The following is a 24683-nucleotide window of genomic DNA, read 5'->3' as shown; positions in this document are numbered from 1 at the left end:
GAACTGACATCTGCGACGGACACCCACGCCACATGACCACCATCACGGCAATCGCGACTGCGGTTCCCGATCTCGATTTCGAGACGGATTACCGCCGCTGGGCGCTCTCGCGTCTCGGGGAAAGCCGGGAGGCGCGCCTTTACGAGCGCATGGCCCATCGTTCGGGCATCGAGCACCGCTGGTCGGTTCTGGCCGAGGAGGATGCGCGGCTTGACGAAGGCGCCGGCTTCTATGGCGGCGACGCGCCTTCCACGGCCGCCCGCATGGCGATCTATGCCCGCGAAGCGCCCGAGCTCGCCCTGCGCGCCATCGGCAGGCTGCCCCGCCTGGGAGACCCGACCCACATCGTGGTTGCGAGCTGCACCGGCTTCGTCGCGCCCGGGATCGACCAGATCATCGCACGCCGCCTCGGTCTCGCCGACAGCGTGGAGCGCGTGCTGGTCGGCTTCATGGGCTGCTATGCCGCGGTCACCGCGCTCAGGACGGCGCGCCATATCGTCCGTTCGGAACCCGGCGCACGCGTGCTGGTCGTCACGGTCGAGCTATCCAGCCTTCATCACCAGGACGAGATGGACCTGGAGCCCTTGCTTATGGGCGCGCAGTTCGGAGACGGCGCCGCGGCGGCCATCGTCACTACGGGCGAGCCAGGGCTGGAGCTGGGCGAGGGCATCTCGGCGGCGCTGGAAGACAGCGAGGAACTGATCACCTGGCAGATCGGGAACACCGGCTTCCATATGCGCCTGTCGGGCGAGGTGCCGGGGCGGATCGCCGCCGCCCTTGCCAATCCCGAAGTAACGGCGCGCGTGACCGGGGGGCGCGATCCGGCCTCGATCGAAAGCTGGGCGGTGCACGCCGGTGGCCGCTCGATCCTCGACGCGGTCGAGAAGGGCCTGCATCTTGCCCCCCACGCGCTCGACGATTCGCGCGAAGTGCTGCGCATGTGCGGCAACATGAGCTCCTCCACCCTGATGTTCGCGCTCGAGCGGATCATGCGCCAGAAGCCCGCCAGCGGCATCGCGCTGGCGTTCGGTCCGGGCCTGGCGATGGAAGGCTTCCGCTACGGCTGGCGCGGCGCCGCCGATGCTGGCTGAACGCGCCACCGCCGACGAACTGATGGACGATCCGGCGCTCGACGCGCAGGTTTACACGCGCGTCCTGCACGATCTCGCGCGGGTCAACACGATCACGCTCGCCCGCCAGCCGACGCTGGCGTTCCTCGACCGCGCGGTGGGCGCAAGGAAGCATTTCCGGCTGCTCGACGTCGGATTCGGCGATGGCGACATGCTCCGCGGCATTGCCCGCTGGGCGGAGCAGCGAGGGCTCGCCGCCGAGCTGGTCGGCATCGACCTCAATCCCCGCAGCGTCGCTGCTGCACGCGAGGCGACGCCGCAGGCGCTCGGCATTGAATTCCGCACTGGCGATTACGCGCAACTCGCGGGAGAGGGGTGGGACTGCGTCATCTCGAGCCTCGTCGCGCATCACATGGGCCGGGAGCAACTGGTCGGCTTCCTGCGCTTCATGGAACGCGAAGCGCGCGCCGGATGGCTGGTCAACGACCTCCACCGCCACGGCTTCGCCTATGCCGGCTGGCCGGTCCTCGCACGCGTGATGCGCTGGCATCCGATCGTGCGGCACGACGGCCACCTGTCGATTGCCAGATCCTACCGCCCCCGCGAGTGGCCGCCGCTACTGGCTGACGCCGGGATCGACGGAGCACGGGTATTCCGCGCCTTCCCCTTTCGCCTCTGCGTCGAGAAGATTCGCTGATGCCGCCCATCGTCCTGGGTGCTGGCCCGGCCGGAAGCATGGCCGCGATCATGCTGGCGAGGGCGGGGGCCTCACCGGTGTTGATCGACCGCGACGATCAAGTCGGAGATGCGCTGTGCGGCGGGTTCCTGTCGTGGCGCTCGGCGGAGCGCCTTCGAGGCATCGGTGTCGATCCGGCCGCGCTCGGCGGGCATCCGGTCGGAACGCTGGCATTGATCGCCGGCACTCGCGAGGCGACCGCACCGCTGCCCGTCGAAGGCTTCGGCCTGTCGCGCCGTGCACTCGACACGGCCCTGCGCGCGCGCGCGGTGGCGGAAGGCGCGCGGCTGGAGATCGACCGCGCCCGCTCCGTAGAACCCGGCCTCGTCGAGGGTGAAACGCGCCAGTGGAAGGCCGGGGCGATCTTCCTGGCTACCGGGAAGAGTGACGTGCGCGGCCAGATCCGGCCCCGTACCGCCGCCGACCCCGCGCTTGGCCTGCGCCTTCGCCTGCCCGCCAGCGAACGGCTCCAGGCGATCCTGCGCGGCCGGATCGAGCTCCACCTTTTCGAAGGCGGTTATGCGGGGATCGTGTTGCAGGATGGCGGCACCGCGAATGTCTGCCTGGCGCTGCGCAAGTCGCTGCTGGCTGAGGCCGGCGGCGATCCGCTTGCGCTGCTGGACTGGCTGGCGTCACAGTATCCGCGCTTTGGCGAGCGCATGGAGTTCGCGCCGCGCGGCCTTGCCATCGATACCGTCGGCTCCGTCCCCTACGGCTGGATTGCGCGTTCGAGCCAGGAGGGCCTTTACCGCCTCGGGGACCAGGCGGCGGTGACTCCCTCGCTGGCGGGAGAAGGCATGGCCATCGCCATGGCCAGCGGCGAAGCGGCGGCGAGGGCATGGCTGTCCGGGATGAACGCGCCGCGCTTCCAGCAAGCATTCGCCCGCCGGGCCGGGCGCCCGGTGCGCACCGCCGGCATCATCTGGAACCTGGCCGAAAGCGATCGCGGGGGCCGGCTGCTCACTCGCCTGGCTGCCGGCGCGCCCTGGCTTGCGCGCGCGGCGATGGCGCTGACGCGGATCTAGAGGGGCATGACCCAGCCGTGGGGATCGGGCACGGTCCCGCGCTGGATGCCGACCAGCCGCTCCCGCAGGCGCTGGGTGAGCTGGCCCGGCCCGCCCGAGCCAATGGAGAATTCGAAATCGGGGCTCGCCACCTTGCCCACCGGCGTGACCACCGCCGCGGTGCCGCAAGCCATCGTCTCGATCAGCCGGCCGGATTCGGCATCAGAGCGCCACTGATCGATGGCGTAGCGTTCCTCGCGGATCGTCAGCCCTTCGTCACGCAGGAGCTGGATCAGGCTGTCGCGCGTCACCCCGGGCAGGATCGTCCCGCCGAGCGGAGGCGTGATTACGCTGCCGTCCGCGAACACGAAGAACAGGTTCATGCCGCCCAGTTCCTCGATCCAGCGGCGCTCCACCGCATCGAGGAACACGACCTGGTCATGCCCCTTGGAGATCGCCTCCGCCTGGGGAACGAGGCTGGCGGCATAGTTGCCGCCGGTCTTGGCCGCGCCGGTTCCGCCGGGCGCCGCGCGGACATAATCCTGGCTCACCCAGATGGAGACCGCCGGCACGCCCGACTTGAAATAGTTGCCCACCGGGCTGGCGATAACGAGGAACTTGTACTCGCGTGCGGGCCGCACGCCGAGGAAGGCCTCGGAGGCGAACATGAAGGGGCGCAGGTAAAGCGAGCCGCCCTCCACGGTGGGAAACCAGTCGCGGTCCTTGATCACAAGCTGGCGGCAGGCCTCGACGAAGAGATCTTCGGGCAGGTTGGGCATCGCCAGCCGGTCGGCAGAACGATTGAGGCGCGCGGCGTTCACCAGGGGGCGGAACAGCGCGAGGCTGCCGTCGGGATGACGATAGGCCTTGAGCCCTTCGAAAATTTCCTGCGCGTAGTGCAGCACCGCGCAGGCCGGATCGAGTGTGAGCGCCTCGCGGGGGGTCACCCGCGCATCGTGCCATCCGCGGTCCGCATGAAAATCGATGACGACCATGTGATCGGTAAAGACCGATCCGAAGCCCGGATCGGCAATCGCCTCGGCACGGGTTTCACCGGGAACGGGGGCGGGGTGGGGAAGGTGCGCGAAATCCATGTCGCAGGCGGTTAAGAGCGGGCGGGCCGCTGCGCAAGCCGCACGGACATTGCGCTGCCGGTGTGCCCCGGAAATGAGAAGGGCAGCTCCTCTCCTGAGAAACTGCCCTTCGCATGGTCAGCGGCCAGTGTGGCCGCCCACGAAGCCTCTATCGGCGAATGAAGATTTACCGATAATGCTCCGCGAGGGTCGACACCGACCTCCCTGCTGAACCATGAGACATCGGATCACCTCCTTTCGCGCTTGAAAGCCAGACCCCTCGTTTCACCGGGGGCCGAAGCCGCGTGGGTCGCTGGGCTTCAGGCGGCAATGTGAGTCGAACCGGGCGGCAACACAAGACTTGTATCGAAGTTTTTCACTGTCAGGATTGTCGCTTCGCTTTCGCGGCCCCTACAATGCCTTTTAGCGGCAATCCTCGATCACCCGTGTCACTTCCGGCCAGCTCGGCAGGTAAAGCGGCGGTGCGCCAGGCGTTTCGACCGCGAACCTGCCCTTGGAGAAGGCAATCGCATCAAGCAGCGGGTCGTTTGCCGAAAGCGCGGCGCGCAGGCCATCGGCCGATGGCGCGGCGGAGACGGCGCGCGTGGCGCTTTCGCTGCGGAGCGTCATTGGGCCGCCGCTGGCGACGGGTCCGTTACGCACCAGCTGGACCGTGCGGGCGGGGAGCAGGCACGCGATGGTGAACCGGGCTTCGCTTCCCGGTTCGCCGAAGCGGGCGGCAGTCCCTCCGGCGGCCGGGCCGTAGCGCCAGTCCCCGGGAGTCTGCGGGGCGTCCATCCAGGTCGTATGCGTGGCGACAGGGGAGGGGGTGGGCGTCGGACGGGGCGCAGGCGTGCTTGTGGTCGGTGGGGCGGGAGTAGGCTCCGGCCGCGGGACGCACGCGGCGGTGCCCAGCAGAAAAGCCACTCCCAGTGATCGGCGCAGGTACATGATTTCTCCCGGTTCCCGTGTGACCAAACGCACGCTAGGCGATGCGGTGCCGATGGGAAAGAAGCGCCTGGACCAGTTGCTCGTCGATCGCGGGCTCGCCGAAAGCCGCACCCGCGCGCAGGCGCTGGTCATGGCGGGCCTCGTGTTCTCGGGGGAAACGAAGCTTGCCAAGAGCGGGCAAAGCCTGCCCGAAGACGCGCCGATCGAGGTGCGGGGGCGCGACCACCCGTGGGTTTCGCGCGGCGGAATAAAGCTGGCTCACGCGCTCGACGTCTTCGCGCTCGATCCCGCGGGGGCGGCGGCGATGGACATCGGCAGTTCGACCGGCGGCTTCACCGACGTTCTCCTGCAACGCGGGGCGTCACGTGTGTTCGCGGTCGATTCGGGCACCAACCAGCTTGCCTGGAAATTGCGCCAGGACAGCCGCGTGACGGTGCTGGAGCAGACCAGCGCCCGCGTGCTGACGCGCGAACTTATCGATGTGCCGTGCACCTGGGTGGTGTGCGATGCCTCGTTCATCGGTCTTGCCAAAGTGCTCGAACGCCCGCTCGATCTGGCCGCGCCCGATTGCCGCCTCGTCGCGCTGATCAAGCCGCAGTTCGAAGTGGGCCGTGATGAAGTCGGCAAGGGCGGGGTGGTTCGCGATCCTGCGCTCCACGCACGTGTGTGCGAAGAGGTGCGCGGCTGGCTGGAACGCAGCGGCTGGACGGTCGATGGCCTCGTCCCCAGCCCTATCACCGGGCCTGAAGGCAACGTGGAATTCCTCCTCGCTGCCCGGCGCGGCCAAGTTGCGCCGGCCGCAATGCTCCGCCAAGACGGGGCAGGGGAAGAATCGGCGGAGGCGGAATGACCGGATTGGCATCGAAGCGGCAGCTGCGCGGCAGCTTCATACGCTGGGCGCTGTTCACTGTGCCGCTCGTGCTGCTGCTGGGGTTCCTGTCGGGCCAGGTCGGCAGCAATGCGCAGAGCGCGTGGTTCCAGTCGCTGGTCAAGCCCGACATCTTCCCGCCGCCGATGTGGTTCGGGATCGTCTGGTCGATTCTCTACGTGATGATGGGGCTGGCGCTGGCGATGGTCTGCGCGGCCTGGGGCGCGCGGGGCAGGACGGCGGCGATCGCGGCGTTTGCGGTGCAGCTCGCGGTAAATCTTTCGTGGTCGCCCGTGTTCTTCGCGATGCACCAGATCAGGACCGGCCTGATCGTGATCGCCGTGCTCGACGTGCTGGTGATTGTCACCATCGTCCTGTTCTGGCGCGTCCGCCGGGTCGCCGCGCTGCTGCTGCTGCCCTACCTGGCATGGATCGCCTTCGCCACACTGCTCAACTGGGAGTTTCTCCGGGCCAATCCCGACGGGGGCAGGGAGAGCACGGCCAGCGGAGCCGTGCAGCGGTACGAATTCTAGGGCTTGCCTGCCGCGCGGCGGGCGACCACATACCTGCCATGCAGAGCGAAAACCCCCTCATCTCCGATTTCGTCAAGCTGGCCAACGCCGCCGCCGGCACTGCCGCGGGCATGGCGCGCGAGGCCCGCGAGGGCGCGCGCGAGCGCGTGCGCGGAATGGTCGGCGGGTTCGATTTCGTGAGCCGCGAGGAATTCGACGCGGTCAAGGACATGGCCGCCCGCGCCCGCGAGGAAAACGAGCGGCTGGCCGAACGGATCGCGGCGCTCGAAGCCAAGATCGCCGCGGGAGCCTAGCTTTCCCGGCGGGCGCTGCCGTCCGCGACGCGCCACACCGCCATATCCTGAAGGACCGGTTCGAATGGTGCGGTTTCGGTGCCGGTGAACCATACCTGCGTCCCGCTTTCGCGTAGCCGTTCGAACAGGGCCGCGCGCCGCAGGGGATCGAGATGGGCGGCCACTTCATCCAGCAGCAGCACGCTGGCGCGTCCGCGAGCGGCGAGGCCGGCATGGGCCAGGGTAATCGCGATCAGCATCGCCTTCTGCTCCCCGGTCGAGCTTCGTGCAGCGGGCTGGCCCTTGCCGGCCATCGTCACGCCAAGGTCGTCGCGGTGCGGGCCTTCGAGCGTGCGGCCCGCCGCACGGTCACGCGCGCGGCTCCGGCGCCAGGCGTCAGCGTCGGCAACGCCGCCCGGCCGATAATCGAGCTCGGGCAGGGCGAACGGCTCACTGGGCAACGAGTCGAGCTCCCCGGCGAGCATCTGGATCAGCCGCGCCCGGCCGTCTGAGAGCGCCGCGCCGCTGGTCGCCATCTGCGCCTCGATCCCGTCCAGCCACAGCGGATCGGGAGCCGTCTCCCCGGCCAGCAGGCGATTGCGTTCGCGCAAGGCCGCCTCGTAGCGCGCGGCGTGGCGGGCGTGGCCCGCATCGAGCGCCACCGCGAGCCGGTCGAGCCAGCGCCGCCGCGCTCCCGCGCTATCGGTGAACAACCCGTCCATGGCGGGGGTGAGCCAGGACAACGCCAGCCATTCGCCCAGCATTACCGCGCTTGCCTCCGCGCCATTTATGCGCACCATGCGCCGCGTTGGCCGCGCGCCGTCGACCGCCGTGCCGAGCCTCACTTCCTCGCCGTCGCTCATCAGCGAAGCGCCCACGATGAAGCCGTCCTGCCCCGGCGTCGCCGCCATCTCGGTGAGCGGCGCGCGGCGTAGCCCCCGGCCGGGAGCAAGCAGGGAGAGCGCCTCCAGCACGTTGGTCTTCCCCGCGCCGTTCTCTCCCACCAGGAGATTGAACCCGCGCGCGCCTTCGAGCGTGGTCTCGCGATGGTTGCGGAAACGGGAAAGCGAGATGCGGTCGAGAGCCATGAGCGGGCTTCCGGTTACCCGCCTGCGGGCGATGAAGCCAGCATCCAGAATCCCCATCCCAACTGTTGGGAAAATTTCCCGATGGTGAGCAAACTGTTCAGGAATGGGAAAGGAGCGCCAGGCGGAAAACCGCGGAATTCCGCCATTTTCGCGAATTGGCACGCTGCTTGCGAAGTGTCCGGCATCCGACGGATGGTCCGCCGGAACGCTTGGACAAGGAACCAGACAATGCAAGTACTCAACAACAAGCTCGCCGCCGCGGTCTTCAGCCTGGCATTCAGCCTCGTCATGTTCGCCGCCGCGATCACTCCCGCCAACCAGGGCATGCTGCTCCCCGGAACGCTGGCATGAACGGCCTGGAACGCCACCGGCCGGCCGTGGCCCCCGCAAGCCGCGGCTTCGCGCTCGACAAGGGCAACGCCAAGGTCTTCGGGGTCTGCGGCGGGATCGCCAACTACTTCGGGATCAACCCGATGATCGTCCGCATCGCTTTCGCGGCGGGCACTGTCCTGGGCCTGGGATCGCTGATCCTGGTCTACTTGGCGATCGCCTTGATCGCTGACTGAGGAGGGCGCGCAAGGGTTTGCGCGCCCTTTCTCTTGTCACTCACATCGCGCTGATGCCGCCGTCGAGCTTAAGCTCCGCTCCGGTCATGAAGCTGCTCTCGTCGCTGGCGAGGAACAGCACACCATCGGCGATTTCCCGCGGCTCTCCCACCCGCTTCAGGGGGATCTGCCGCGCCAGCTTGTCCATGATCACGCTCTTTTCGCGCCCGGTGCTCGCCACCATTCCATCCAGGATCGGCGTATCGACGAACGTCGGGTGCACCGAATTGCAGCGGATGTTCCAGCCCATCTTGCCGCAATAGAGCGCAACCGACTTCGACAGCATCCACACCGCCGCCTTGCTGGCGTTGTAGCCGGGCATTGTATCGCTTGCGATGAGCCCCGCGATCGAGCTGATGTTGATGATCGAACCGGGCTGGTTGTCTTTCATCAGAGGCAGCGCCTTCTGGCACCCGAGGAACACGCTTTCGACGTTGATCGCAAAGCCCTTGCGCCATTCCTCCAGGGTGCAGGTCTCGATATTCCCGCGCACGCCGACGCCGGCGTTGTTGACCAGTACCGACAGGCCGCCAAGCGCATCGCGCGCCAGCTCGATCGCCGCATCCCATTCATCGGGAGAGGTGACATCGTGTTTCATTGCGAAAGCGGTGCCCGCGCCCACTTCGGCGTTGATCGCCGCAGCGGTCGCCTGGGCGCCATCGCCGTTGATGTCGGTGCACAGGACTTTCGCCCCTTCGCGCGCCAGCGCCTGGCAATGTGCCGCGCCAAGACCCTGCGCCGCACCCGTGACCAGCGCCAGCTTGCCCGCAACCCGTCCGCTCATGCCCGTTTCCTCCCGATTATCGCTCCGCCCAGCAGGAGCATCAGCTTGGTGTCGATCCCGACACCGGCCTTGCGCCGTTCTTCGACGAACGCGGGCACTTCGTCCAGCGCCACGCGGTGTACGGTGATGTTCTCCGAAGCGGTCCCGCCGCCATCGCCGACCCGCTCCAGTTCTGTAGCACGGAACAGGTGGAAGCTTTCCGACAGCATCCCGGGCGAGGAATAGAACAGGCCGCAGTCCTCTATCGAGTGGGCGCGGTAGCCGGTTTCTTCCTCCAGCTCGCGGCGGGCGGCGGTTTCCGCCTCCTCGTCGCCATCGTCGTCGCCATCGCCAACGAGGCCGGCGGGCATTTCCAGCGAGGCGCGGCCCATCGGCACGCGGTACTGCTCGACAAGGATGACGTGGCCGCCGTCGATCGCCACGATTACCGCCGCCCGGATGCCGCGCGCGCGGCTGACGTATTCCCACCTCCCGCGTTTCTTCGCGGTCACGAAGCGGCCTTCCCAGACCACTTCCTCCGGCGCCCCCGCGTCGGGAGGAAGCGTCCCCTCCTGTGCACTCATCAGACTTCGATCAACCGGTCAGGCAGTTCGTTGCGGTCGTCCTCGGCGCGCGGGAAGTGCTGGCTGAGGACGGCGCCGACGTCGCTCACTCCGGCGACCAGGCCATCGGCAATGCGGCCCTGGCGAATGTCCTTCAGCATATCGGCCATCGCCTCGCCCCACACTTCGGCCGAGACCATCTTCGCGATCGCTTCGTCGGCGACGATCTCCGCGCGGTGCTCGCGCATCGACAGGTATATGAGAACGCCGGTGCGCCCGTGGGTGCGGCGTTCTGCACCCACCTTGAAGTGGCGGATAGCGGCGTCTCGCACGCGCATCTGCTTCACCGGCGCGGGGACGAGCAGGAACTTGAGCGGGCGCCATAGCTGGATCAGCCACATGGCCACGAACTTGGCCACCACCACGAACACCGCCAGGCTCAGCAGCTCGCGCGGGGTCCATTCGAGGATCCATCCGCCGAGCACCCGCTCGACGATGCGTAGGTAGAAGTCCGGGAACAGCGCGAACATCGTCAGTGCGAAGGTGGCGATGAGGATCGACCAGGCGAGCTGGATGTCGCTGTAGCCGTCCGACTGTTCGGCCAGAACGGTGACGATCTCGCCCGCGCTATGGCCTTCCGCTGCGGCGACCGCCGCGGAAACCTGAGCGTGCTCTGCGTCGGTCAGGAACGCCACTGCCAGCCTCCCCTTACCAGCCGCCGGAGGCGCCGCCGCCCCCGAAGCTGCCGCCGCCGCCGCCGAAGCCGCCGCCGCCGAAGCCGCCGCCCCCGCCGCCCCATCCGCCGCCGTGGCGGCCCGAGCGGGCGGCGGCGTTAAGTGCTTCCCACAGGATTATGTTGCCGACCGCGCCGCCCATTCCGCCGCGGCCACGATAATGGCGGCCGCCGCGCCGGCCGAGCATGGGCAGGATGAAGAAGAACAGCAGGAAGGCGATCCACAGTATCGCGCCTAGCGGGAAGCCGCCTTCGCTCTGCGCGGCCTGCGTTTCCGCTGCCTGCGCTACCTTGGCCGCTTCATCTGCCGGCAGTTCCAGCTGCTTGATGATCGCGTCGGTCCCGGCGACGATCCCCCCGGGCATGTCGCCCGCCTTGAACGCGGGCAGGATGGTGTTCTGGACGATCAGCGCGGAATATCCATCGGTCAGCACCGGCTCCAGCCCGTAGCCGACCTCGATCCGCACCTTGCGCTCGCTGGGCGCGACCAGCAGGATGACGCCGTCGTTGCGCTCCTTGTCGCCGATGCCCCACTTGCGCCCGAGGCGGTAGCCGTAGTCCGAAATCTCGTAGCCATCGAGGCTCGGCACCGTCGCCACCACGAACTGGCGCTGGGTCCGGGTTTCGAACGCGGTCAGCTTCGCGTCGAGTTCCGCTTCGACAGCAGGCGGAATGATGTTGGCGGCATCGACCACCCGCCCGGTGAGGGCGGGAAACTCCTGCGCCACGGCCGGCGACGCGATGAACGCCGCCAGCCAGGCGAGGACGAGCGCAAGGGCGCGCACCGGATTCGTCAGTTGTTGACGGCGGTGGCGGTGGGCTGCGGGGCGTTGTCGTTAGCCCCGGCGGGCCGCGTCGCCGATCCCGACGGGGTCATGTCGAGCGTGGGAGCGACTTCGGCGCCCGGGGTGACCGCCTCGTACGGGACCATCGGCTTCGACCCGTAAACCACGTTGGCCGCGATCGCGCTCGGGAACGTGCGGATCTCGGTGTTATAGTCGCGCACCGCTTCGTTGTAGTCGCGGATGGTGATGCGGACACGGTTTTCCTGCCCTTCGAGCTGGCTCTGGAGCATCTGGTAGTTGGCGATCGATTTCAGGTCCGGATAGGCCTCGAAGTTCGCCAGCAGGCGGCCAAGGCCGCTCGAAAGCTGGTTCTGCGCGGCCTGGTATTGCGCCATCTTGGCCGGATCGGTCAGATCATCGGCATTGATCTGGATGCTGGTCGCCTTGGCGCGGGCTTCGATCACGTCGGTCAGGATGCCGCGCTCCTGCTCGGCCGCGCCCTTGGCCACTTCGGCCAGGTTGGGGACGAGATTGGCGCGTTCCTGGAAAGCGGCCTGCACGTCGGCCCACTTGGCCTTGGCGGCCTCTTCCTTGGTCGGAATCGTGTTGATGCCGCAGGCGGACAGCCCGAGCGCGGCGAGCGCGACAACGACGGTGCGGCGGAAGGCGGTGAAGGTCATTGCGTCGGACACCCTTTCAGCATGGGCGCGAAAGGCGCGCCCGGCCTGTATTGCGAATCTAGCACACCGTCGGCGCGGCGCAAGGAGCGAACGTTGTTGCGCGCGCTGAAAACAATGGCACAAGTGCGGGATTGGGCAAGCGACAGGAGGCGGAGATGCTGCGCGAATTCAGGGCTTTCATCAATCGGGGCAACGTGCTCGACCTGGCGGTGGCGGTCATCATCGGTGCCGCCTTCGGCAAGATCGTAACTTCGCTGACCGATTCGATCATCATGCCGCTGATCGGCTGGATCTTCGGCGACGTCGATTTTTCGAACTACTTCATCCGGCTCGGGTCCATTCCGGCCGGATACAAGGGATCGCTCACCAACTACGCGGCGCTGAAAGAGGCGGGGGTGCCGATGATCGGCTACGGCGATTTCATCACCCAGGTGGTGAACTTTCTGATTATCGCCTGGGTCATCTTCCTGATCGTGAAGGCGGCCAACAAGGTGAACCACAAGGAAGAGGCGGCGGCCGGACCGACCGAGGTCGAACTGCTGGCCGAAATCCGCGACGAATTGCGCAGGCGGAACGCCACCGGCGTGCTCTGACACGGAACATTCGGTGTTCGGCGGCCCGATCGAGCGCTTCATTCGCGGTCATCTGGCGTTCGGTCACTTCACATTAAGCCGCGAACCGCTATATCGGTCGGTGCCGGGCCAAGGGAAACCAAGGGCCGGCTATGGCGATAAATTGCGGTGTGCAATAGACGCAGCGGACCCGGGGGCAGTACCCGGCGGCTCCACCACCTTCTCCGTTGTCGCGGGGAAAATGACGGGGCCGAACCAGGATCGACGTGTGTTGAAAAGCATCGTTTTTGCTCGGGCTGAGTAACCCGTTCAAGGCTCAAAACTCACAAGTGCCAACGACAACGAAGCACTTGCTCTTGCCGCGTAATTCTAGGGGCTAACGCCCTGAAGTTACAAAGCTATGAGCACGGTTCGGACCGAACCGGGTAACAGAATCGGAAACCGGGGGCCCGGGGGAGCCTAGCAACAGAATCCCCCACCTTTCCTACATCGTCGAAATGCCGGTCGGCTGGGCAATCCAGCGGCCCGAGTTGGCGTATTCCGCCTTGATTCCGCTCGACTGCGGCAGGTCCTGCGCGGTGAATGCCCGATCGCCGCCCCGCGCCTGCACGGCCGCGCTGTACACCGGTGGGGGCGGAACATACTCCGCCGCCTCCTTCTGCGCCTTGCGCCGGGCCGCTTCGTAGGCCTGGGCAAGCACGATCGGGTCGGGGGCCGATTCAGGCGTCAGGACGTCGCTGCGCGGGTGCGGAGCGGCCGCCGGCTCGCCGCCGCGATAGCGTACCGCGAAGGCGTCCCACCGGCCCGCCGCGCCGCGCCAGCGGTAGAAGGTGTGCAACCCGATGGTGCCGACGTTCTCGAGGCTGGAAGCCCAGTACGGCAGGACGTAAGTCGCGTGGTAATGCGTGGCGAGGCCGATCGGGCGGAACACGTAACCGGCCAGCGCATCGGCGGCCACCGAACGCGCCCGGTCCCAGCTCGCGCGGGCCGGCTGGCGCATCAGCGAACCATCGCAGGTAAAGCTGAACTGGCAGCCCGTGCGCCGCTCACTGCCCTGGAAGACGACGCCGCACACGCTGTTGGGATAGCTCGGGTGCGCGACGCGGTTGAGGATCACCTGCGCGACCGCTCGCTGACCGTCGGTCGGCTCGTTCGCCGCTTCGTAGTAGAGTGCCATCGTCATGCACTGCAGCGCGCGGGCCTTGTCGAGCCCGCTGCCGAGAGCGGTGAACGAACGGGCCGATGTCCCTACGGCCTGAGGCAGCGCGCCCTGTGTGTCCGAATGGGCGCCCGTCTCGATCGGCGGCGGGAGGGTGTCGCGGGGCGCCTCGGGCAGATCTTCGAGATAGAAGAACGCCGAGCCAGGGAAGCTCTGACCAGGCGTCTCGAACGGCATCGGCCCGGCCTCTGCCTGGCTGGCTGGCAAGTCGAACGAACGCCATTCGCCCGGCGCGGCCATCGCCGGAACGGCAACCGCTGCCGCAAGCGCAAGCAGCCGCCGTCCGCGGTGCGGTCCGCCCGAAGACCACAGCGCGCGCAGCCGGGCGCTCAGTCGGGGCTTGCGCGGGCGGCGGGGAATGGCGGCGACAGGGGGCAATGCGGCTCCTCGAAGAGGGGGAAGGCTTACGCGCCCGGCCTGGTTTCGACGAGCGCGGGGTTGAGCGGTGTCCCTTGGCGGAACAGGCGGGACGGAACGGTTAATCCGGATGCCTGCCCGGGGTTTAACTTGCCTGCCCCGGCGGCCCGGCGTATAGCCGCCGCGACGTCACGGGTGCCTGGGGAACCGGGCCTAAGAGGGAAGGGGGTACAAGCCCCCGCTGCCCCCGCAACTGTGACCGGGGAGCGGCCGCTCCACACGCCACTGGGTGACCGGGAAGGCGGACCGGCTGCGAAGATCCGGGAGCCAGGAGACCTGCCCGCGATGGTCGTTCCGCAAGCCGGGCGGGGTGTACCGGATTGCAGCGAGGACGCGCCGCTCAGGCGGCGTTACCCGCATGGACGGCGTGTTCGTTCATTGTGGGAGCTTTCATGTCGAAATACCTGTTTTTCCTGTCGACTCTCTTGGTATCCGCGCCTTTGGCGGCCCAGTCCGAAGAGACGGCGATCACGGTAACGGCCACCGGCACGCGCAGCGAGATCGAGGATACCGGCCAGCCGGTCACGATCATCGGGCAGGCCGAGATTGACGAGGTTCAGGGCGCTGATCCCGCCCGCGTGCTTCGCCGCGCTCCCGGGGTGGCGATCACCCGCAACGGCCCTCCCGGCGCCTTCACCGGCGTCCGCGTGCGGGGGGCGGGCGCGGAGCAGTTGCTCGTGCTCGTCGACGGCGTGCGAGTAGCAGACGCCGCGGCTCCCGGCGGCGGCTTCGATTTCGCCAACCTCGCGGCTGGCGAGATCGAGAAGCTCGATCTCCTGCGCGGCTCCAATTCGGTCATCTGGGGTTCCGACGCCATCGGCGGGGTCTTGCTGGTCACCACTCGCGCCCGCCGGGGGCTGCTAGCCAGCGCTGAATACGGGTCCGACGACAGCACATATCTCAGCGCGAGCGGAGGGACCGGAAGCGACAGCTTCTTCCTCGGCGGTTCGGCCGGTTGGCAGCGGACCGACGGGTTCTCCGCGGCCGCGTCCGGAAGCGAGCCCGACGGGTTCGAGCAATGGTCGGCCAACGGCCAGGCCCGCGCCTACCTTTCTCCCAGCCTCGAGTTGTTTGCACTCGGCCGGTACGCGAAAGGCGATCTCGACCTCGATGGTTACCCGGCGCCGGACTACGTCTTCACCGACACCGCCGAGAGCCAGCGCACCCGGCAATACACCGGCGCCACCGGCGCGATTTACGATAGCGGGCTGCTCTACCTGCGCGGCGCCTATTCGTTTTCCGACACTGAAAGAGCAACTTACGACCCGCAGTTGGGAAGCGTTCCCACCTACTCCACCGACGGCAATTCGCGCCGGGTGGATCTTCGCGGGGAGTGGCGTCCGATCGGACCGCTGATCCTCAACTTCGGGGCCGAGGGCGAGTGGACCCGCTTTGCCAGTTCGTTCGACGCCGCGCGGAAGACCCGCATCTGGGGGGCCTACGCACAGGCGGGGATCGAGCATGGCGGGCTGTCTGCCCATGCCGGACTGCGGCACGACCGCCACGCACGCTTCGGCGGGGAGACGAGCATCGGGGCGGATCTCAGCTACGCCGTCGCCAAGGACCTGCGGCTCCGCGCATCGTATGGCGAGGGGTTCAAGGCGCCAACCCTGTTCCAGCTCCTGTCCGAATACGGCAATGCCGCCCTCCGGCCCGAGCGCAGCAGCAGTTTCGACCTTGGTCTTGCCTGGCGCAAGCGGACGGAACCGACCTGGGGCGCGGTGACACTCTACCGCCGCGATTCCACCGATCTCATCGACTTCGTTTCCTGCTTCGAGAAAACCTCCGGCATCTGCGCCGGACGCCCGTTGGGCACCTATGACAATATCGGCCGTGCCCGCGCGCAGGGGTTCGAGGTCGAGTTCGGCCTGGCGCCGACCGGACGGCTGCGCACCACGCTTGCGTACAGCTATCTCGATGCCCAGGACCGGGCGACCGGTGCCGGACTCGCGCGCCGTCCCCGCCACGCGCTGACCGCCACGCTCGACTGGGCCGCGCCAATGGGCGTGATGCTGGGCAGCGACGTGCGGCTGGTTGGCGACAGCTACGACGATGCCGGCAATTTCGTCCGTCTCGACGGATACGTGCTGGCGGACCTGCGCGCGGCGGTTCCGCTGGGCGAGCAGCTAGAGCTGTTCGGCCGGATCGAGAACCTGTTCGATGCGCGCTATACCGAGGTAGCCGGTTACGGCACGCGCGGCAGGGCGGCGTTCGCCGGGGCGCGGCTCAAGTTGTGAAGGCATGGCTCGCTTCGCTGGCGCTGCTCGCCGGTTGCGTGGGGGAGCCACGGGCGGCTGCTCCGCGCCCGCAGCCCACGATCGTCAGCCTCAATCCGTGCAGCGACGCCATACTCGCCGAGGTCGCCGATCCGCCGCAGATCCTCGCCATCAGCCATTACAGTCACGATCCGCGCGGCACCTCGATGCCGCTGGACGTAGCGCGCCGTTTCCGTGCGACCGGGGGCACCGTGGAGGAAGTTCTCGCGCTCGATCCCGACGTGGTGGTGGGCAGCGCTTTCATGGACCCCGCGACGCGCGCCGCGTTCGAGAGGCTCGGTGTGCGGGTGGAGACGCTGGGCATCGCGTCCACCGTAGCGGAGAGCGAGGCCCAGGTGCGGCAGCTCGCCGTGATGTCCGGACACCCGGAAAGGGGAGCGGCTCTGATTGGCCGTATCGAGTCCGCTCTTTCTGCCGCGCAATCGGACGGGCCTCCGGTGCGTGCGGTCCTGTGGCAGCCCGATGGCATCGTGCCGGGTGAGGGCGCCCTGGTGAGCGAGCTCATGCGCAGGACTGGCTTCGCAAACCAGAGCGCCGCACGGGGAATGGGGCAGGCCGATTACCTCTCGCTCGAGCGCCTGCTGTCCGATCCGCCGCGGGTCCTGCTGGTCGCCGGCAACGAGCGCGGCCAGCGCCACCCGCTGCTGGACAGTGTCCCGGGGATGGACCGCGCGGCGTTCGATCCCGCGCTGCTTTACTGCGGCGGACCGACCATTATCCGTGCGGCCAAGCGGCTCGCGGAAATCCGGCGAAGCTTCTGACCCGCCCGGTCCCTCTTCTCCTCGCGCTTATCGCCGTCACGGTGCCGCTTTCGCTGATCGCGGGGCGCGTCTGGCTCGACCCGTCGAATACGCGCAACGCGGCGGCAATCCTCGCCGGGCTACGCCTGCCACGCGCGGTGCTGGGGTTGACCATCGGCGCGGGGTTGGGGGCGAGCGGCGCGGCGATGCAGGGATACCTGCGCAATCCCCTGGCCGACCCGGGGCTTTTCGGCATCGCTCCCGGTGCCGCTCTGGGCGCGGTGGCGAGCCTGTGGCTGGGCATGGCTTCGGCCTGGCTGTTGCCGCTGTTCGCGTTGCTCGGCGCGGCGGGGGCCATGGCACTGCTCGCGCTGATCGCCGGGCGGAGTTCGGGCATCGCGCTGTTCACGCTGGCCGGGATGATGATCGCCAGCCTCGCCGGCGCGCTCACGAGCCTCGCGATCAGCCTGGCCCCCAACGCTTTCGCGATGAGCGAGATCGTGACCTGGCTGATGGGCGCGCTGACCGACCGCTCGTGGCGCGAGGTGTGGATTGCCGTGCCGCTCACGCTCGCCGGAATCGGCTGCCTGGCGATGGCCGCGCGCGATCTCGATGCGCTGGTTCTGGGAGAGAGCGCGGCGCGTAGCCTGGGAATGCAGTCGCGGCGGCTGCAGGCCTGGCTGATCGCCGGCGTCGGGCTGACGGTGGGCAGCGGGGTGGCGGTGGCGGGCATCGTCGGCTTCGTCGGCCTGATCGTGCCGCACCTCGTCCGCCCCCTGACCGATCGCCGGCCATCCTCGCTGCTGGTGCCGAGCGCGCTGGCGGGAGCGCTGCTGGTGCTGGTGGCCGACAGCCTGTGCCGGGTCCTGCCCCTTGTCACGGAGTTGCGGCTCGGGATCGCGCTCAGCCTCGTCGGCGCGCCGTTCTTCCTGTGGCTGCTCTTGCGGATGAGGCGGGGGCTGGCATGATCCTGGAAGGAAGCGGCCTCTCCCTTGCCGGACGGCTCGCGGGCATCTCCGCCCGGCTGGAGCCCGGCCGCATCACCGCCATCTGCGGACCTAACGGAGCCGGAAAGTCCAGCCTGCTGCAGTGCCTCGCAGGCCTGCTCGTGCCCTACGAGGGCCGCGTCACTCTTGGAAGCGCGGACCTTGCCTCGCTCCACCCGCGGGAGCGGGCGAAGGCGATCGGCTATCTGCCGCAGGAGGGGGAGATCGCCTGGGACGTATCGGTAAGCAGCCTCGTCGCGCTCGGACGCCTGCCGCACCGTGACCGGGGGCAGGCCCAGGTGGGCGCGGCGCTCGTCGCGCTCGATCTGGTGCCGCTGGCAGACCGGCCGGTATCGCTTCTCTCGGGCGGAGAGAAGGCGCGTGTGCTTCTCGCGCGGGTCCTGGCAGGCGAGCCGCAATGGATCCTGGCCGACGAACCGCTGGCCGCGCTCGACCTCGCCCATCAGCTCGCGCTACTCGCGCACCTGCGGCGTGCGGCAAACGCAGGCGCGGGTGTGGTGCTGGTGCTCCATGACCTCACGCTGGCGATGAATCACGCCGACCGGGTAATCGTGCTCGATGGCGGAACGAAAGTGGCCGACGGTGCTCCCGGGGAAGCACTGTCGGCCACGGTTATCGAACGGGTCTGGCGCGTCCCCGCGCGCTGGCTGGGAGAGCCGGGCGCGCGGGCGCTGGTGGCGATTTAGTTCGTCTCGTCACCCGTGCTGGGCACGGTTCCTTCATTGCCGCCGCTCAGGCCGAGCGCCTCGAGCATGGGCTGAACGTCGGGCTCGTGACCGCTGAACTTCCGGTACATATCGAAGTAGTCCTGCGTGCCGCCCTGGCTGAGCACGGTGGCGCGGAAGTGGTCGCCGTTCTCGCGGGTCAGGCCGCCGTGGTCCATGAACCACTTGCGGCTGTCGCGGTCGAGCATCTGCGTCCACAGGTACGAATAGTAGCCCGCCGAATACCCCGCCGGATCGGAGAAGATGTGACGGAAATAGCTCGTCCGGTAGCGCGGCGGAACGAGATCGACGGCAAGGCCGAGTTCGCCCAGGGCCTTCGCCTCGAATGCGCTCACCGCTTCGGGAGTGTTGATCGCCGCGGCCTGCTGCGGCGTCAGGGCGTGCCACTTCATGTCGAGCAGGGCGGCCTCGACAGTTTCGCCGAACTGGTAGCCCTGGTCGAACTTCGAGGCGGCCTGGATCTTGTCGATCAGCGCCTGCGGGATCGGCTCCCCGGTCTTGTAGTGCCTGGCGTAGTTCGCCAGCACTTCGGGGTAGCTGGCCCACATTTCGTTCACCTGGCTCGGATACTCGACGAAGTCGCGCGCGGTCGCCGTGCCGGACAGGCTCTCGTACTTCTGGTTGGCGAAGAAGCCGTGCAGCGCGTGGCCGAATTCGTGGAACATCGTCTCCACCCAGTCGAAGCTGATCAGCTGCGGCTGGCCCTCGGGCGCCTTGGGGATGTTGTGGACGTTGTAGATCACCGGCTTGGTGCCTTCGATCTTCGACTGCTCGACGAAGTTGCTCATCCATGCCCCGCCGCGCTTGTTGTCGCGCTGGAACGGATCGAAATAGAAGATGCCCAGCTGGCTGCCGTCGCGGTCGGTGACGTCGTAGGTCCACACGTCCGGATTGTAGACCGGCAGGTCGGTGCGCTGCTTGAAGCTGAGGCCGTAGAGCTTGTTGGCGGCGAAAAAAACGCCGTCCTCCAGCACGCGCTTCATCTCGAAGTAGGGCTTCACCGCGTCCTCATCGAGGGCGAACTTCTTGGCCTTGAGCTTGTCGGCGTACATCGCCCAGTCCCACGGCTTGACCGTAAAGTTGCCGCCGCTGGCCTTGATCTCGGCGTTGAGCGCGGCGGCGTCGCGGCGCTGCGTGGCCTCGAGCGCGGGGACCATCTGCTGCATGAAGTCGAGCGCGGTCCTGGGGTTCTTCGCCATGCGATCCCACATCTGGTAGGTCGCCCAGTCCGGGTCGCCGAACAGCGCGGCCTTTTGCGCGCGGAGTTGCACGATCTCGGCCACCAGCGCGCGGGTATCGTTCGCGCCCCCCTTCTCGGCACGGTTCCAGCTTGCGTCGAACAGAGCCTCGCGCGTGGCGCGGTCCTTGAGCGTGGCGAGCGCCGGCTGCTGGGTGGTGTTCTGCAGCGCGACGACGGCTTTGCCCGGAACGCCGCGCTCGGTTGCCGCCTTCTTCGCCGCTTCGATATCGGCATCCGACAGGCCGGCGAGGCGCGCCTGATCGGCGATCACCAGCGCGGCATCCTTCGTCGCCTGGGTCAGCGTCTGGCCGAAGTTGGTGGTCGCGGTCGACAGGCGGGTGTTGATCGCCTTGACCTGCTCCTTCTGCGCCGGCGTCAGCTGGGCGCCGGCGTGGACCATTCCCTTGTAGGTTTCTTCCAGCAGCTTTGCGTCCTCGGTATCGAGGTTGAGCGAGGCGCGCTGATCATAGACCGCCTTCACGCGGGCGAAGAGTTCCGGGTTGAGGTTGATCGCATCGGAGTGGGCCGCCAGCCTGGGGCTGATCTCGGCGTCGATCGCATCGAGCGTGTCATTGGTGTTGGCCCCCGTCAGCGCCCCGAAAACGATGCCCACGCGGCTCAGCATCTTGCCCGATCGTTCGAGCGCGACGATCGTGTTCTCGAACGTCGGCGCGGCCGGGTTGCCGGCGATCGCCGCCACTTCGGCCTGCTGGATTGCCATGCCCTGCTCGAACGCGGGCTTGAAATCGGCATCCGAGATCTTGGTGAAATCGGGCGCGCGCAGCGGCAGCGTGCTGTCGGAGGCGAAGTAGCCGGTTCCTTCCGGGATCGCCGGGGTGGCCGTGGCGGGCCGGTCCATTGCTTCTGGCATCGTGGTGCATCCTGCAAGCAGCGCTCCGAGAGCGGCTGCGGCGAAAAGCCTGGTCTTGATCAAAAGAAAATCTCCCGGAGATTATGCGCGACAGCGCTGCGGAACGAGCGCTCGCATCATCGGTGGTGCGGCATCGCGCGAACTGGTTGCCTGTGCAACCGGAAGCTCGCCGTCAAGCCTGCAGACGGTAGCTTGCCACCGGATCGTACTGCGATCCGCCAGCATTGAGGGTGCTTTCGTAGAGGCGGAACTCGCCTACCTGCCATGACCCGGTCCTGAACGTCCCATGCTCCGCGAGCCAGCCATTGATCGGCCCCGCATGACGCCCCAGCCGGGCGAGCGTTACGTGCGGGGTGAACTTGCGGTGTTCAGGCTCCAGCCCGATCTGCTGGCAGACCCGCTCGACCTTGCGCTGCAGGATGTCGAGGGGCGCGCAGGGCGCGGGCCGCGCCCACAGCGCGGTGGGCCGCCCCTTGCGCTGGAAATAGCCCACCCCGGCCAGTTCCGTTTCGAAAGGCGGGGAATTTATCCCCCCGAGTGCAGCAGCAAGATCGTTGGCGAGGGGCGCATCGACCTCGCCCACGAAGCGCAGCGTCAGGTGAAGCTGGTCCTCGTCCTGCCAGCGAGCACCCTCGACCCCGTCCATGAGATCGAGCAACGCATCCCGCACCGGAGCGGGCGGCCGGAGCGCGACGAACAGGCGGTTCATGCGCGCTCCGGACGGTGGCCGGCGCCTACCAGATGTGCACCCGCTTTTCGGGCGCGATGTACATCGCGTCCTGCGGGCCGACGTTGAACGCTTCGTACCAGGCATCGACATTCCGCAACGGAGCGATCGTGCGGTAGCGCGCGGGGCTGTGCGGATCGGTGGTCACCTGGTTGCGCAGCGCGTCCTCGCGCGCCTTGTTCTTCCACACCTGGGCATAGGCGAGGAAGAAGCGCTGGTCGCCGGTCAGGCCATCGATCACCGGCGCGGGCTTGCCGCCCAGCGAGCGGTGGTAAGCGTCGAGCGCGACCATCACGCCGGCGAAGTCGGCGATGTTCTCGCCCATCGTCAGTTCAGGGTTGATGAAAGCGCCCGGCACCACTTCGAACGCCGCGTACTGCTTGCCGAATTCCTTGGCCTCCGCCTCGAAACGGGCGGCGTCCTCGGGCGTCCACCAGTCCCGCACCGCGCCGTTGGCGTCGATCTTGCGGCCCTGGTCGTCGAAACCGTGGCTGATCTCGTGTCCGATTACCACGCCGATCGCGCCATAGTTGACCGCAGGGTCGGCGTAGGCATCGAAGAACGGCGGCTGCAGGATGCCGGCGGGGAATACGATCTTGTTCTCCAGCCCGCCGTTGTAGGCGTTCACCGTCTGCGGGTTCATGCCCCACTTCTTCCGGTCGACCGGCTTGCCGACATCGGCGAGGGCGTAGTCGGCATTGAACTTCGTCGCGTTGACGGCGTTGGCGTAGAGATCGTTCGGTGAGATCGCGAGGCCCGAGAAATCGCGCCACTTCTCGGGATAGCCGACCATGACATCCATCTTCGACAGCTTCTCGAACGCGGCCTGCTTGGTCGCCTCGCCCATCCAGCTGTTGCCACGAATCCGGTCGCCCATCGCCAGCTTCAGGTTCTTCACGAGGTCTTCCATCCGGTCCTTCGCGACCTGCGGGAAGAACTCGTTGACGTAGCCCTGGCCGACATCCTCGCCCAGCGACCCGTTGACCATGTCGATCGCCCGCTTCCAGCGCGGGCGTTGCTCGGTCACGCCGGACAGCGTGCTGGTGAACGCGAAACGGCTGTCGACCATCTTCTTGTTGAGATAGGGCGAAGCCTGGTCCGCGACGTGGAATTCCTCCCACAGCTTCAGGGTTTCTAGCGGCACCGCATCGTAGAGCGCGGAAAGGCCCCTGATCGCGGTGGTCTCGTTAACGATCATCCGCTTCTGCGGCGCGACGCCGTGGCCTTCGAAGAAGGCGTTCCAGTCGATCCCCGGAGCGAACGCGGCCAACTCGGCGCTCGACATCGGGTTGTTGATCTTGGTGATGTCGCGCCGGTCGGCGGTGTCCCAGCTCAGCGATGCGATCTCGGTCTCGAACGCCATGATGCGGCTGGCGGCCTCCGAGGGGTCGGGATTGCCCACCGCCTTCATCGTGCGCTCGATATAGTCGAGATAGGCGGCGCGCTGCTTCGCGTAGTCGGGCTTGAAATAGTAATCCTTGTCCGGCAGCCCGAGGCCGCTCTGGCCGAACCAGAACGAGTTGACGGTCGGATCGGCGGTATCGGCATAGGCGCCGCCGCCGAACAGGGTGATGCCGAAGCGGCCATAGGTCGATCCCATGAAGCGCGCGAATTCGGTCTTGTCGTCGATCGCGCGGACCGTGGCGAGGTCCTGCATCAGCGGTGCCAGGCCGCGGCGCTCGAGCGTCTTCTCGTCGAGATAGCTGGCGTAGAGCGCGCCGAACTTGGCCCCGGCGGGAGCCTTGGTGACGATCTGCTGAACCTGCTGCTGGGTGTTCTCGTGCAGGTCGGTGAAGCTGCCGGTCGAGGGGCGGTCGCTTGGGATTTCCGTCTTCGCGATCCAGCTCCCGCTGGCATATTTCTCGAAGTCGTCGCCCGGCTTAACCGACAGGTCGCGGGTGGACAGGTCGACGCCGAAGTCACCGATCGCGGGCCGGCCGGTGACGACGATCTGCTGGCTGTCGTCGGCCAATGCGTTCTGCGCGAAGGTGGGAGCGGCAGTGAGCGAAAGCGCCAGTGCGGTGGCGCCGAGAAGCGCGCGGGCAGTCGTGGTCTTGATACGGTTCATCTGGCGGTAGTCCCCTGCAAAATGCATATGTCACCGCCCCTTGCCGGTCCCGGATGCCGGGTCCTGCAAGGGCGAGGTGCAAGCGCCTGTTTCTGAAAGCGGTTCCAGCCCGCGGACGACGACTGGTCGATGAACGGCGGCAAGGCATCGACGAAGCGCAGGGCCATGCTGCAGTTTCCTGCGAAACTGCCGCGTGATAATCGCGAAGGGGCAGGACGCAGAACAGGGGGGAAACCGATGCCGCCACCGGATCTTTCGCACCAGCCGAGCGCGCACGCCGAACGGCACTTCGTCACGCGCACCGGTTGGCTGCGCGCCGGAGTCTTGGGCGCCAACGACGGGCTCGTTTCGACCGCCAGCCTGATGGTGGGAATCGCCGCTGCTTCCGCATCCGCGAGCCAGCTCGTGCTGACCGGCTTTGCAGGCATTGCGGCGGGCGCCATGTCGATGGCGGCGGGGGAGTACGTCTCGGTCTCAAGCCAGGCCGATAGCGAGCGCGCGGACCTTGCCCGGGAGCGCGAGGCGCTTGAGACGACGCCGGAGGAGGAGGAGCGCGAGCTGGCCGCGATCTACCAGACGCGCGGGCTCGACGCGGAACTTGCGCAGCAGGTCGCCGCCGCGCTGACAAAGCACGATCCGCTCGATGCCCATGCGCGCGACGAGATGGGCATCTCCGCCGCGATCGCCGCGCGCCCCTTGCAGGCTGCGGGTGCGTCGGCGGCGGCCTTTGTCGCGGGCGGGATCGTGCCACTGATCGTCGCGCTGCTGCGGCCGGGGGCAGAAGTGATCTACTGGATGGTCGGCGTGACGCTGGTGGCGCTCGCGGTGCTCGGCGCGATCGGCGCGCATCTGGGCGGCGCGCCTTATACCCGCGCGGTCCTGCGGGTGGTGCTGTTCGGCGGGCTGGCGATGGCGGTGACCGCGGGGGTGGGGCGGCTGTTCGACATCGCCGTCTAAAGGCTTCTCCAGGCGGGCGCCTTCGGCTGCCGAGGCGGGTAACCGCAGCGAAAAGTTGCATTCCGGACCCCGCTCCCCACATCGCGCGTTCAGCGGGGGAGCGTCCCCGCACGCCCCTTGACACTCGCGAACGAAACCGG

At 67.7% G+C, this 24683-nt stretch carries 26 protein-coding genes, 1 other RNA gene and 1 riboswitch; of the genes, 15 read left to right on the top strand and 12 right to left on the bottom strand.

The window, feature by feature from the left end; all coding sequences use genetic code 11:
• Positions 1 to 32 precede the first annotated feature (32 nt).
• Genes IEW58_RS07745 through IEW58_RS07735 form a run of 3 tightly spaced genes read left to right on the top strand, consistent with a single transcriptional unit; the run spans position 33 to position 2831 of the window.
• Entirely contained in the window at positions 33 to 1091 is a 1059-nt protein-coding gene (locus IEW58_RS07745; RefSeq protein ID WP_188644602.1) for a type III polyketide synthase, read from the top strand.
• A complete protein-coding gene (locus IEW58_RS07740) occupies positions 1081 to 1767 on the top strand; it encodes a methyltransferase domain-containing protein (RefSeq protein WP_188644601.1) in 687 nt (228 codons plus the stop codon). Before IEW58_RS07745 ends, IEW58_RS07740 begins: the two co-directional genes overlap by 11 nt.
• On the top strand, positions 1767 to 2831 hold the full coding sequence (locus tag IEW58_RS07735; RefSeq protein WP_229658494.1) for an NAD(P)/FAD-dependent oxidoreductase: 1065 nt from the start codon (positions 1767 to 1769) through the stop codon (positions 2829 to 2831). Before IEW58_RS07740 ends, IEW58_RS07735 begins: the two co-directional genes overlap by 1 nt.
• Here the strand turns inward: IEW58_RS07735 and IEW58_RS07730 are convergent.
• Both IEW58_RS07730 and IEW58_RS07725 read right to left on the bottom strand, forming a co-directional pair.
• Positions 2828 to 3904, bottom strand: a complete 1077-nt coding sequence (locus tag IEW58_RS07730; RefSeq protein ID WP_188644600.1) for a branched-chain amino acid aminotransferase — start codon at positions 3902 to 3904, stop codon at positions 2828 to 2830. The two genes, IEW58_RS07735 and IEW58_RS07730, sit on opposite strands and share 4 nt — an antisense overlap.
• A gap of 402 nt (positions 3905 to 4306) precedes the next feature.
• Positions 4307 to 4681: a hypothetical protein gene (locus tag IEW58_RS07725; protein ID WP_188644599.1), complete on the bottom strand. Its 375-nt coding sequence runs from the start codon at positions 4679 to 4681 to the stop codon at positions 4307 to 4309.
• A gap of 205 nt (positions 4682 to 4886) precedes the next feature.
• On the opposite strand from IEW58_RS07725, the gene IEW58_RS07720 reads away from it, so the two are divergent.
• From IEW58_RS07720 to IEW58_RS07710, 3 genes are read left to right on the top strand one after another with little or no spacing between them, the layout of a single operon-like run.
• Complete coding sequence (locus tag IEW58_RS07720) at positions 4887 to 5684, top strand: TlyA family RNA methyltransferase (protein ID WP_229658633.1); 798 nt, start codon at positions 4887 to 4889, stop codon at positions 5682 to 5684.
• The gene (locus tag IEW58_RS07715; RefSeq protein WP_188644597.1) at positions 5681 to 6235 is read left to right on the top strand and encodes a TspO/MBR family protein; all 555 of its coding nucleotides are present in this window, start codon (positions 5681 to 5683) and stop codon (positions 6233 to 6235) included. Before IEW58_RS07720 ends, IEW58_RS07715 begins: the two co-directional genes overlap by 4 nt.
• A gap of 38 nt (positions 6236 to 6273) precedes the next feature.
• Positions 6274 to 6528: an accessory factor UbiK family protein gene (locus IEW58_RS07710; protein WP_188644596.1), complete on the top strand. Its 255-nt coding sequence runs from the start codon at positions 6274 to 6276 to the stop codon at positions 6526 to 6528.
• Here the strand turns inward: IEW58_RS07710 and recF are convergent.
• Positions 6525 to 7595, bottom strand: a complete 1071-nt coding sequence (gene recF, locus IEW58_RS07705) for a DNA replication/repair protein RecF (protein WP_188645719.1) — start codon at positions 7593 to 7595, stop codon at positions 6525 to 6527. The genes IEW58_RS07710 and recF overlap by 4 nt on opposite strands.
• Before the next feature lie 228 nt (positions 7596 to 7823).
• Between recF and IEW58_RS13955 the strand changes: the two genes are divergently transcribed.
• Both IEW58_RS13955 and IEW58_RS07700 read left to right on the top strand, forming a co-directional pair.
• Entirely contained in the window at positions 7824 to 7946 is a 123-nt protein-coding gene (locus IEW58_RS13955; RefSeq protein WP_268237104.1) for a hypothetical protein, read from the top strand.
• Positions 7943 to 8161 (top strand): PspC domain-containing protein, encoded by a 219-nt coding sequence (locus tag IEW58_RS07700; RefSeq protein WP_188644595.1) that lies wholly within the window; start codon positions 7943 to 7945, stop codon positions 8159 to 8161. The genes IEW58_RS13955 and IEW58_RS07700 overlap by 4 nt, the downstream gene beginning before the upstream one ends.
• 40 nt (positions 8162 to 8201) lie before the next feature.
• Here the strand turns inward: IEW58_RS07700 and IEW58_RS07695 are convergent, their stop codons facing one another.
• The 5 genes from IEW58_RS07695 to IEW58_RS07675 are packed head-to-tail and all read right to left on the bottom strand — an operon-like array spanning position 8202 to position 11724.
• Positions 8202 to 8984 carry an SDR family oxidoreductase gene (locus IEW58_RS07695; protein ID WP_188644594.1) on the bottom strand — a complete coding sequence of 261 codons (783 nt, stop codon included), beginning with the start codon at positions 8982 to 8984 and terminating at the stop codon, positions 8202 to 8204.
• Positions 8981 to 9547, bottom strand: a complete 567-nt coding sequence (locus tag IEW58_RS07690) for an NUDIX hydrolase (RefSeq protein ID WP_188644593.1) — start codon at positions 9545 to 9547, stop codon at positions 8981 to 8983. Before IEW58_RS07690 ends, IEW58_RS07695 begins: the two co-directional genes overlap by 4 nt.
• Positions 9547 to 10221: a TPM domain-containing protein gene (locus IEW58_RS07685; protein WP_188644592.1), complete on the bottom strand. Its 675-nt coding sequence runs from the start codon at positions 10219 to 10221 to the stop codon at positions 9547 to 9549. Before IEW58_RS07685 ends, IEW58_RS07690 begins: the two co-directional genes overlap by 1 nt.
• 13 nt (positions 10222 to 10234) lie before the next feature.
• Positions 10235 to 11044 (bottom strand): TPM domain-containing protein, encoded by an 810-nt coding sequence (locus tag IEW58_RS07680; protein WP_188644591.1) that lies wholly within the window; start codon positions 11042 to 11044, stop codon positions 10235 to 10237.
• Positions 11045 to 11052: 8 nt separating this feature from the next.
• Positions 11053 to 11724, bottom strand: coding sequence for a LemA family protein (locus tag IEW58_RS07675; RefSeq protein WP_188644590.1), 672 nt, complete (start codon positions 11722 to 11724; stop codon positions 11053 to 11055).
• 155 nt (positions 11725 to 11879) lie between these two features.
• On the opposite strand from IEW58_RS07675, the gene mscL reads away from it, so the two are divergent.
• Both mscL and ssrA read left to right on the top strand, forming a co-directional pair.
• Entirely contained in the window at positions 11880 to 12317 is a 438-nt protein-coding gene (gene mscL / locus IEW58_RS07670; RefSeq protein WP_188644589.1) for a large conductance mechanosensitive channel protein MscL, read from the top strand.
• Between the two features lie 63 nt (positions 12318 to 12380).
• Positions 12381 to 12739, top strand: a transfer-messenger RNA (tmRNA) gene (gene ssrA, locus IEW58_RS07665).
• A gap of 41 nt (positions 12740 to 12780) precedes the next feature.
• Here the strand turns inward: ssrA and IEW58_RS07660 are convergent.
• Positions 12781 to 13893 (bottom strand): cell wall hydrolase, encoded by a 1113-nt coding sequence (locus IEW58_RS07660; protein WP_229658493.1) that lies wholly within the window; start codon positions 13891 to 13893, stop codon positions 12781 to 12783.
• Between the two features lie 155 nt (positions 13894 to 14048).
• A riboswitch (cobalamin riboswitch) is annotated at positions 14049 to 14230 on the top strand.
• A gap of 94 nt (positions 14231 to 14324) precedes the next feature.
• Between IEW58_RS07660 and IEW58_RS07655 the strand changes: the two genes are divergently transcribed.
• The 4 genes from IEW58_RS07655 to IEW58_RS07640 are packed head-to-tail and all read left to right on the top strand — an operon-like array spanning position 14325 to position 18641.
• A complete protein-coding gene (locus IEW58_RS07655) occupies positions 14325 to 16169 on the top strand; it encodes a TonB-dependent receptor plug domain-containing protein (protein ID WP_188644588.1) in 1845 nt (614 codons plus the stop codon).
• Positions 16166 to 16969, top strand: coding sequence for an ABC transporter substrate-binding protein (locus tag IEW58_RS07650; protein WP_229658492.1), 804 nt, complete (start codon positions 16166 to 16168; stop codon positions 16967 to 16969). Before IEW58_RS07655 ends, IEW58_RS07650 begins: the two co-directional genes overlap by 4 nt.
• On the top strand, positions 16966 to 17916 hold the full coding sequence (locus IEW58_RS07645; RefSeq protein WP_188645716.1) for a FecCD family ABC transporter permease: 951 nt from the start codon (positions 16966 to 16968) through the stop codon (positions 17914 to 17916). The genes IEW58_RS07650 and IEW58_RS07645 overlap by 4 nt, the downstream gene beginning before the upstream one ends.
• Positions 17913 to 18641 carry an ABC transporter ATP-binding protein gene (locus IEW58_RS07640; RefSeq protein ID WP_188644587.1) on the top strand — a complete coding sequence of 243 codons (729 nt, stop codon included), beginning with the start codon at positions 17913 to 17915 and terminating at the stop codon, positions 18639 to 18641. Before IEW58_RS07645 ends, IEW58_RS07640 begins: the two co-directional genes overlap by 4 nt.
• Here IEW58_RS07640 and IEW58_RS07635 read toward each other — a convergent pair.
• The 3 genes from IEW58_RS07635 to IEW58_RS07625 form a co-directional block, all read right to left on the bottom strand.
• Entirely contained in the window at positions 18638 to 20779 is a 2142-nt protein-coding gene (locus IEW58_RS07635) for a M3 family metallopeptidase (protein ID WP_229658491.1), read from the bottom strand. The genes IEW58_RS07640 and IEW58_RS07635 overlap by 4 nt on opposite strands.
• Positions 20780 to 20963: 184 nt before the next feature.
• A complete protein-coding gene (gene thpR / locus IEW58_RS07630; protein ID WP_188644585.1) occupies positions 20964 to 21500 on the bottom strand; it encodes an RNA 2',3'-cyclic phosphodiesterase in 537 nt (178 codons plus the stop codon).
• A 25-nt stretch (positions 21501 to 21525) separates the two neighbouring features.
• Positions 21526 to 23586 (bottom strand): M13 family metallopeptidase, encoded by a 2061-nt coding sequence (locus tag IEW58_RS07625; RefSeq protein ID WP_188645715.1) that lies wholly within the window; start codon positions 23584 to 23586, stop codon positions 21526 to 21528.
• A gap of 237 nt (positions 23587 to 23823) precedes the next feature.
• Here IEW58_RS07625 and IEW58_RS07620 point away from each other — a divergent pair, with 237 nt between their 5' ends.
• Entirely contained in the window at positions 23824 to 24543 is a 720-nt protein-coding gene (locus IEW58_RS07620; RefSeq protein ID WP_188644584.1) for a VIT1/CCC1 transporter family protein, read from the top strand.
• Positions 24544 to 24683 lie beyond the last annotated feature (140 nt).

The organism is Tsuneonella deserti (assembly GCF_014644315.1).
Classification (GTDB): Bacteria; Pseudomonadota; Alphaproteobacteria; order Sphingomonadales; family Sphingomonadaceae; genus Tsuneonella; species Tsuneonella deserti.
This window is presented reverse-complemented; position numbering and strand designations above follow the sequence as displayed.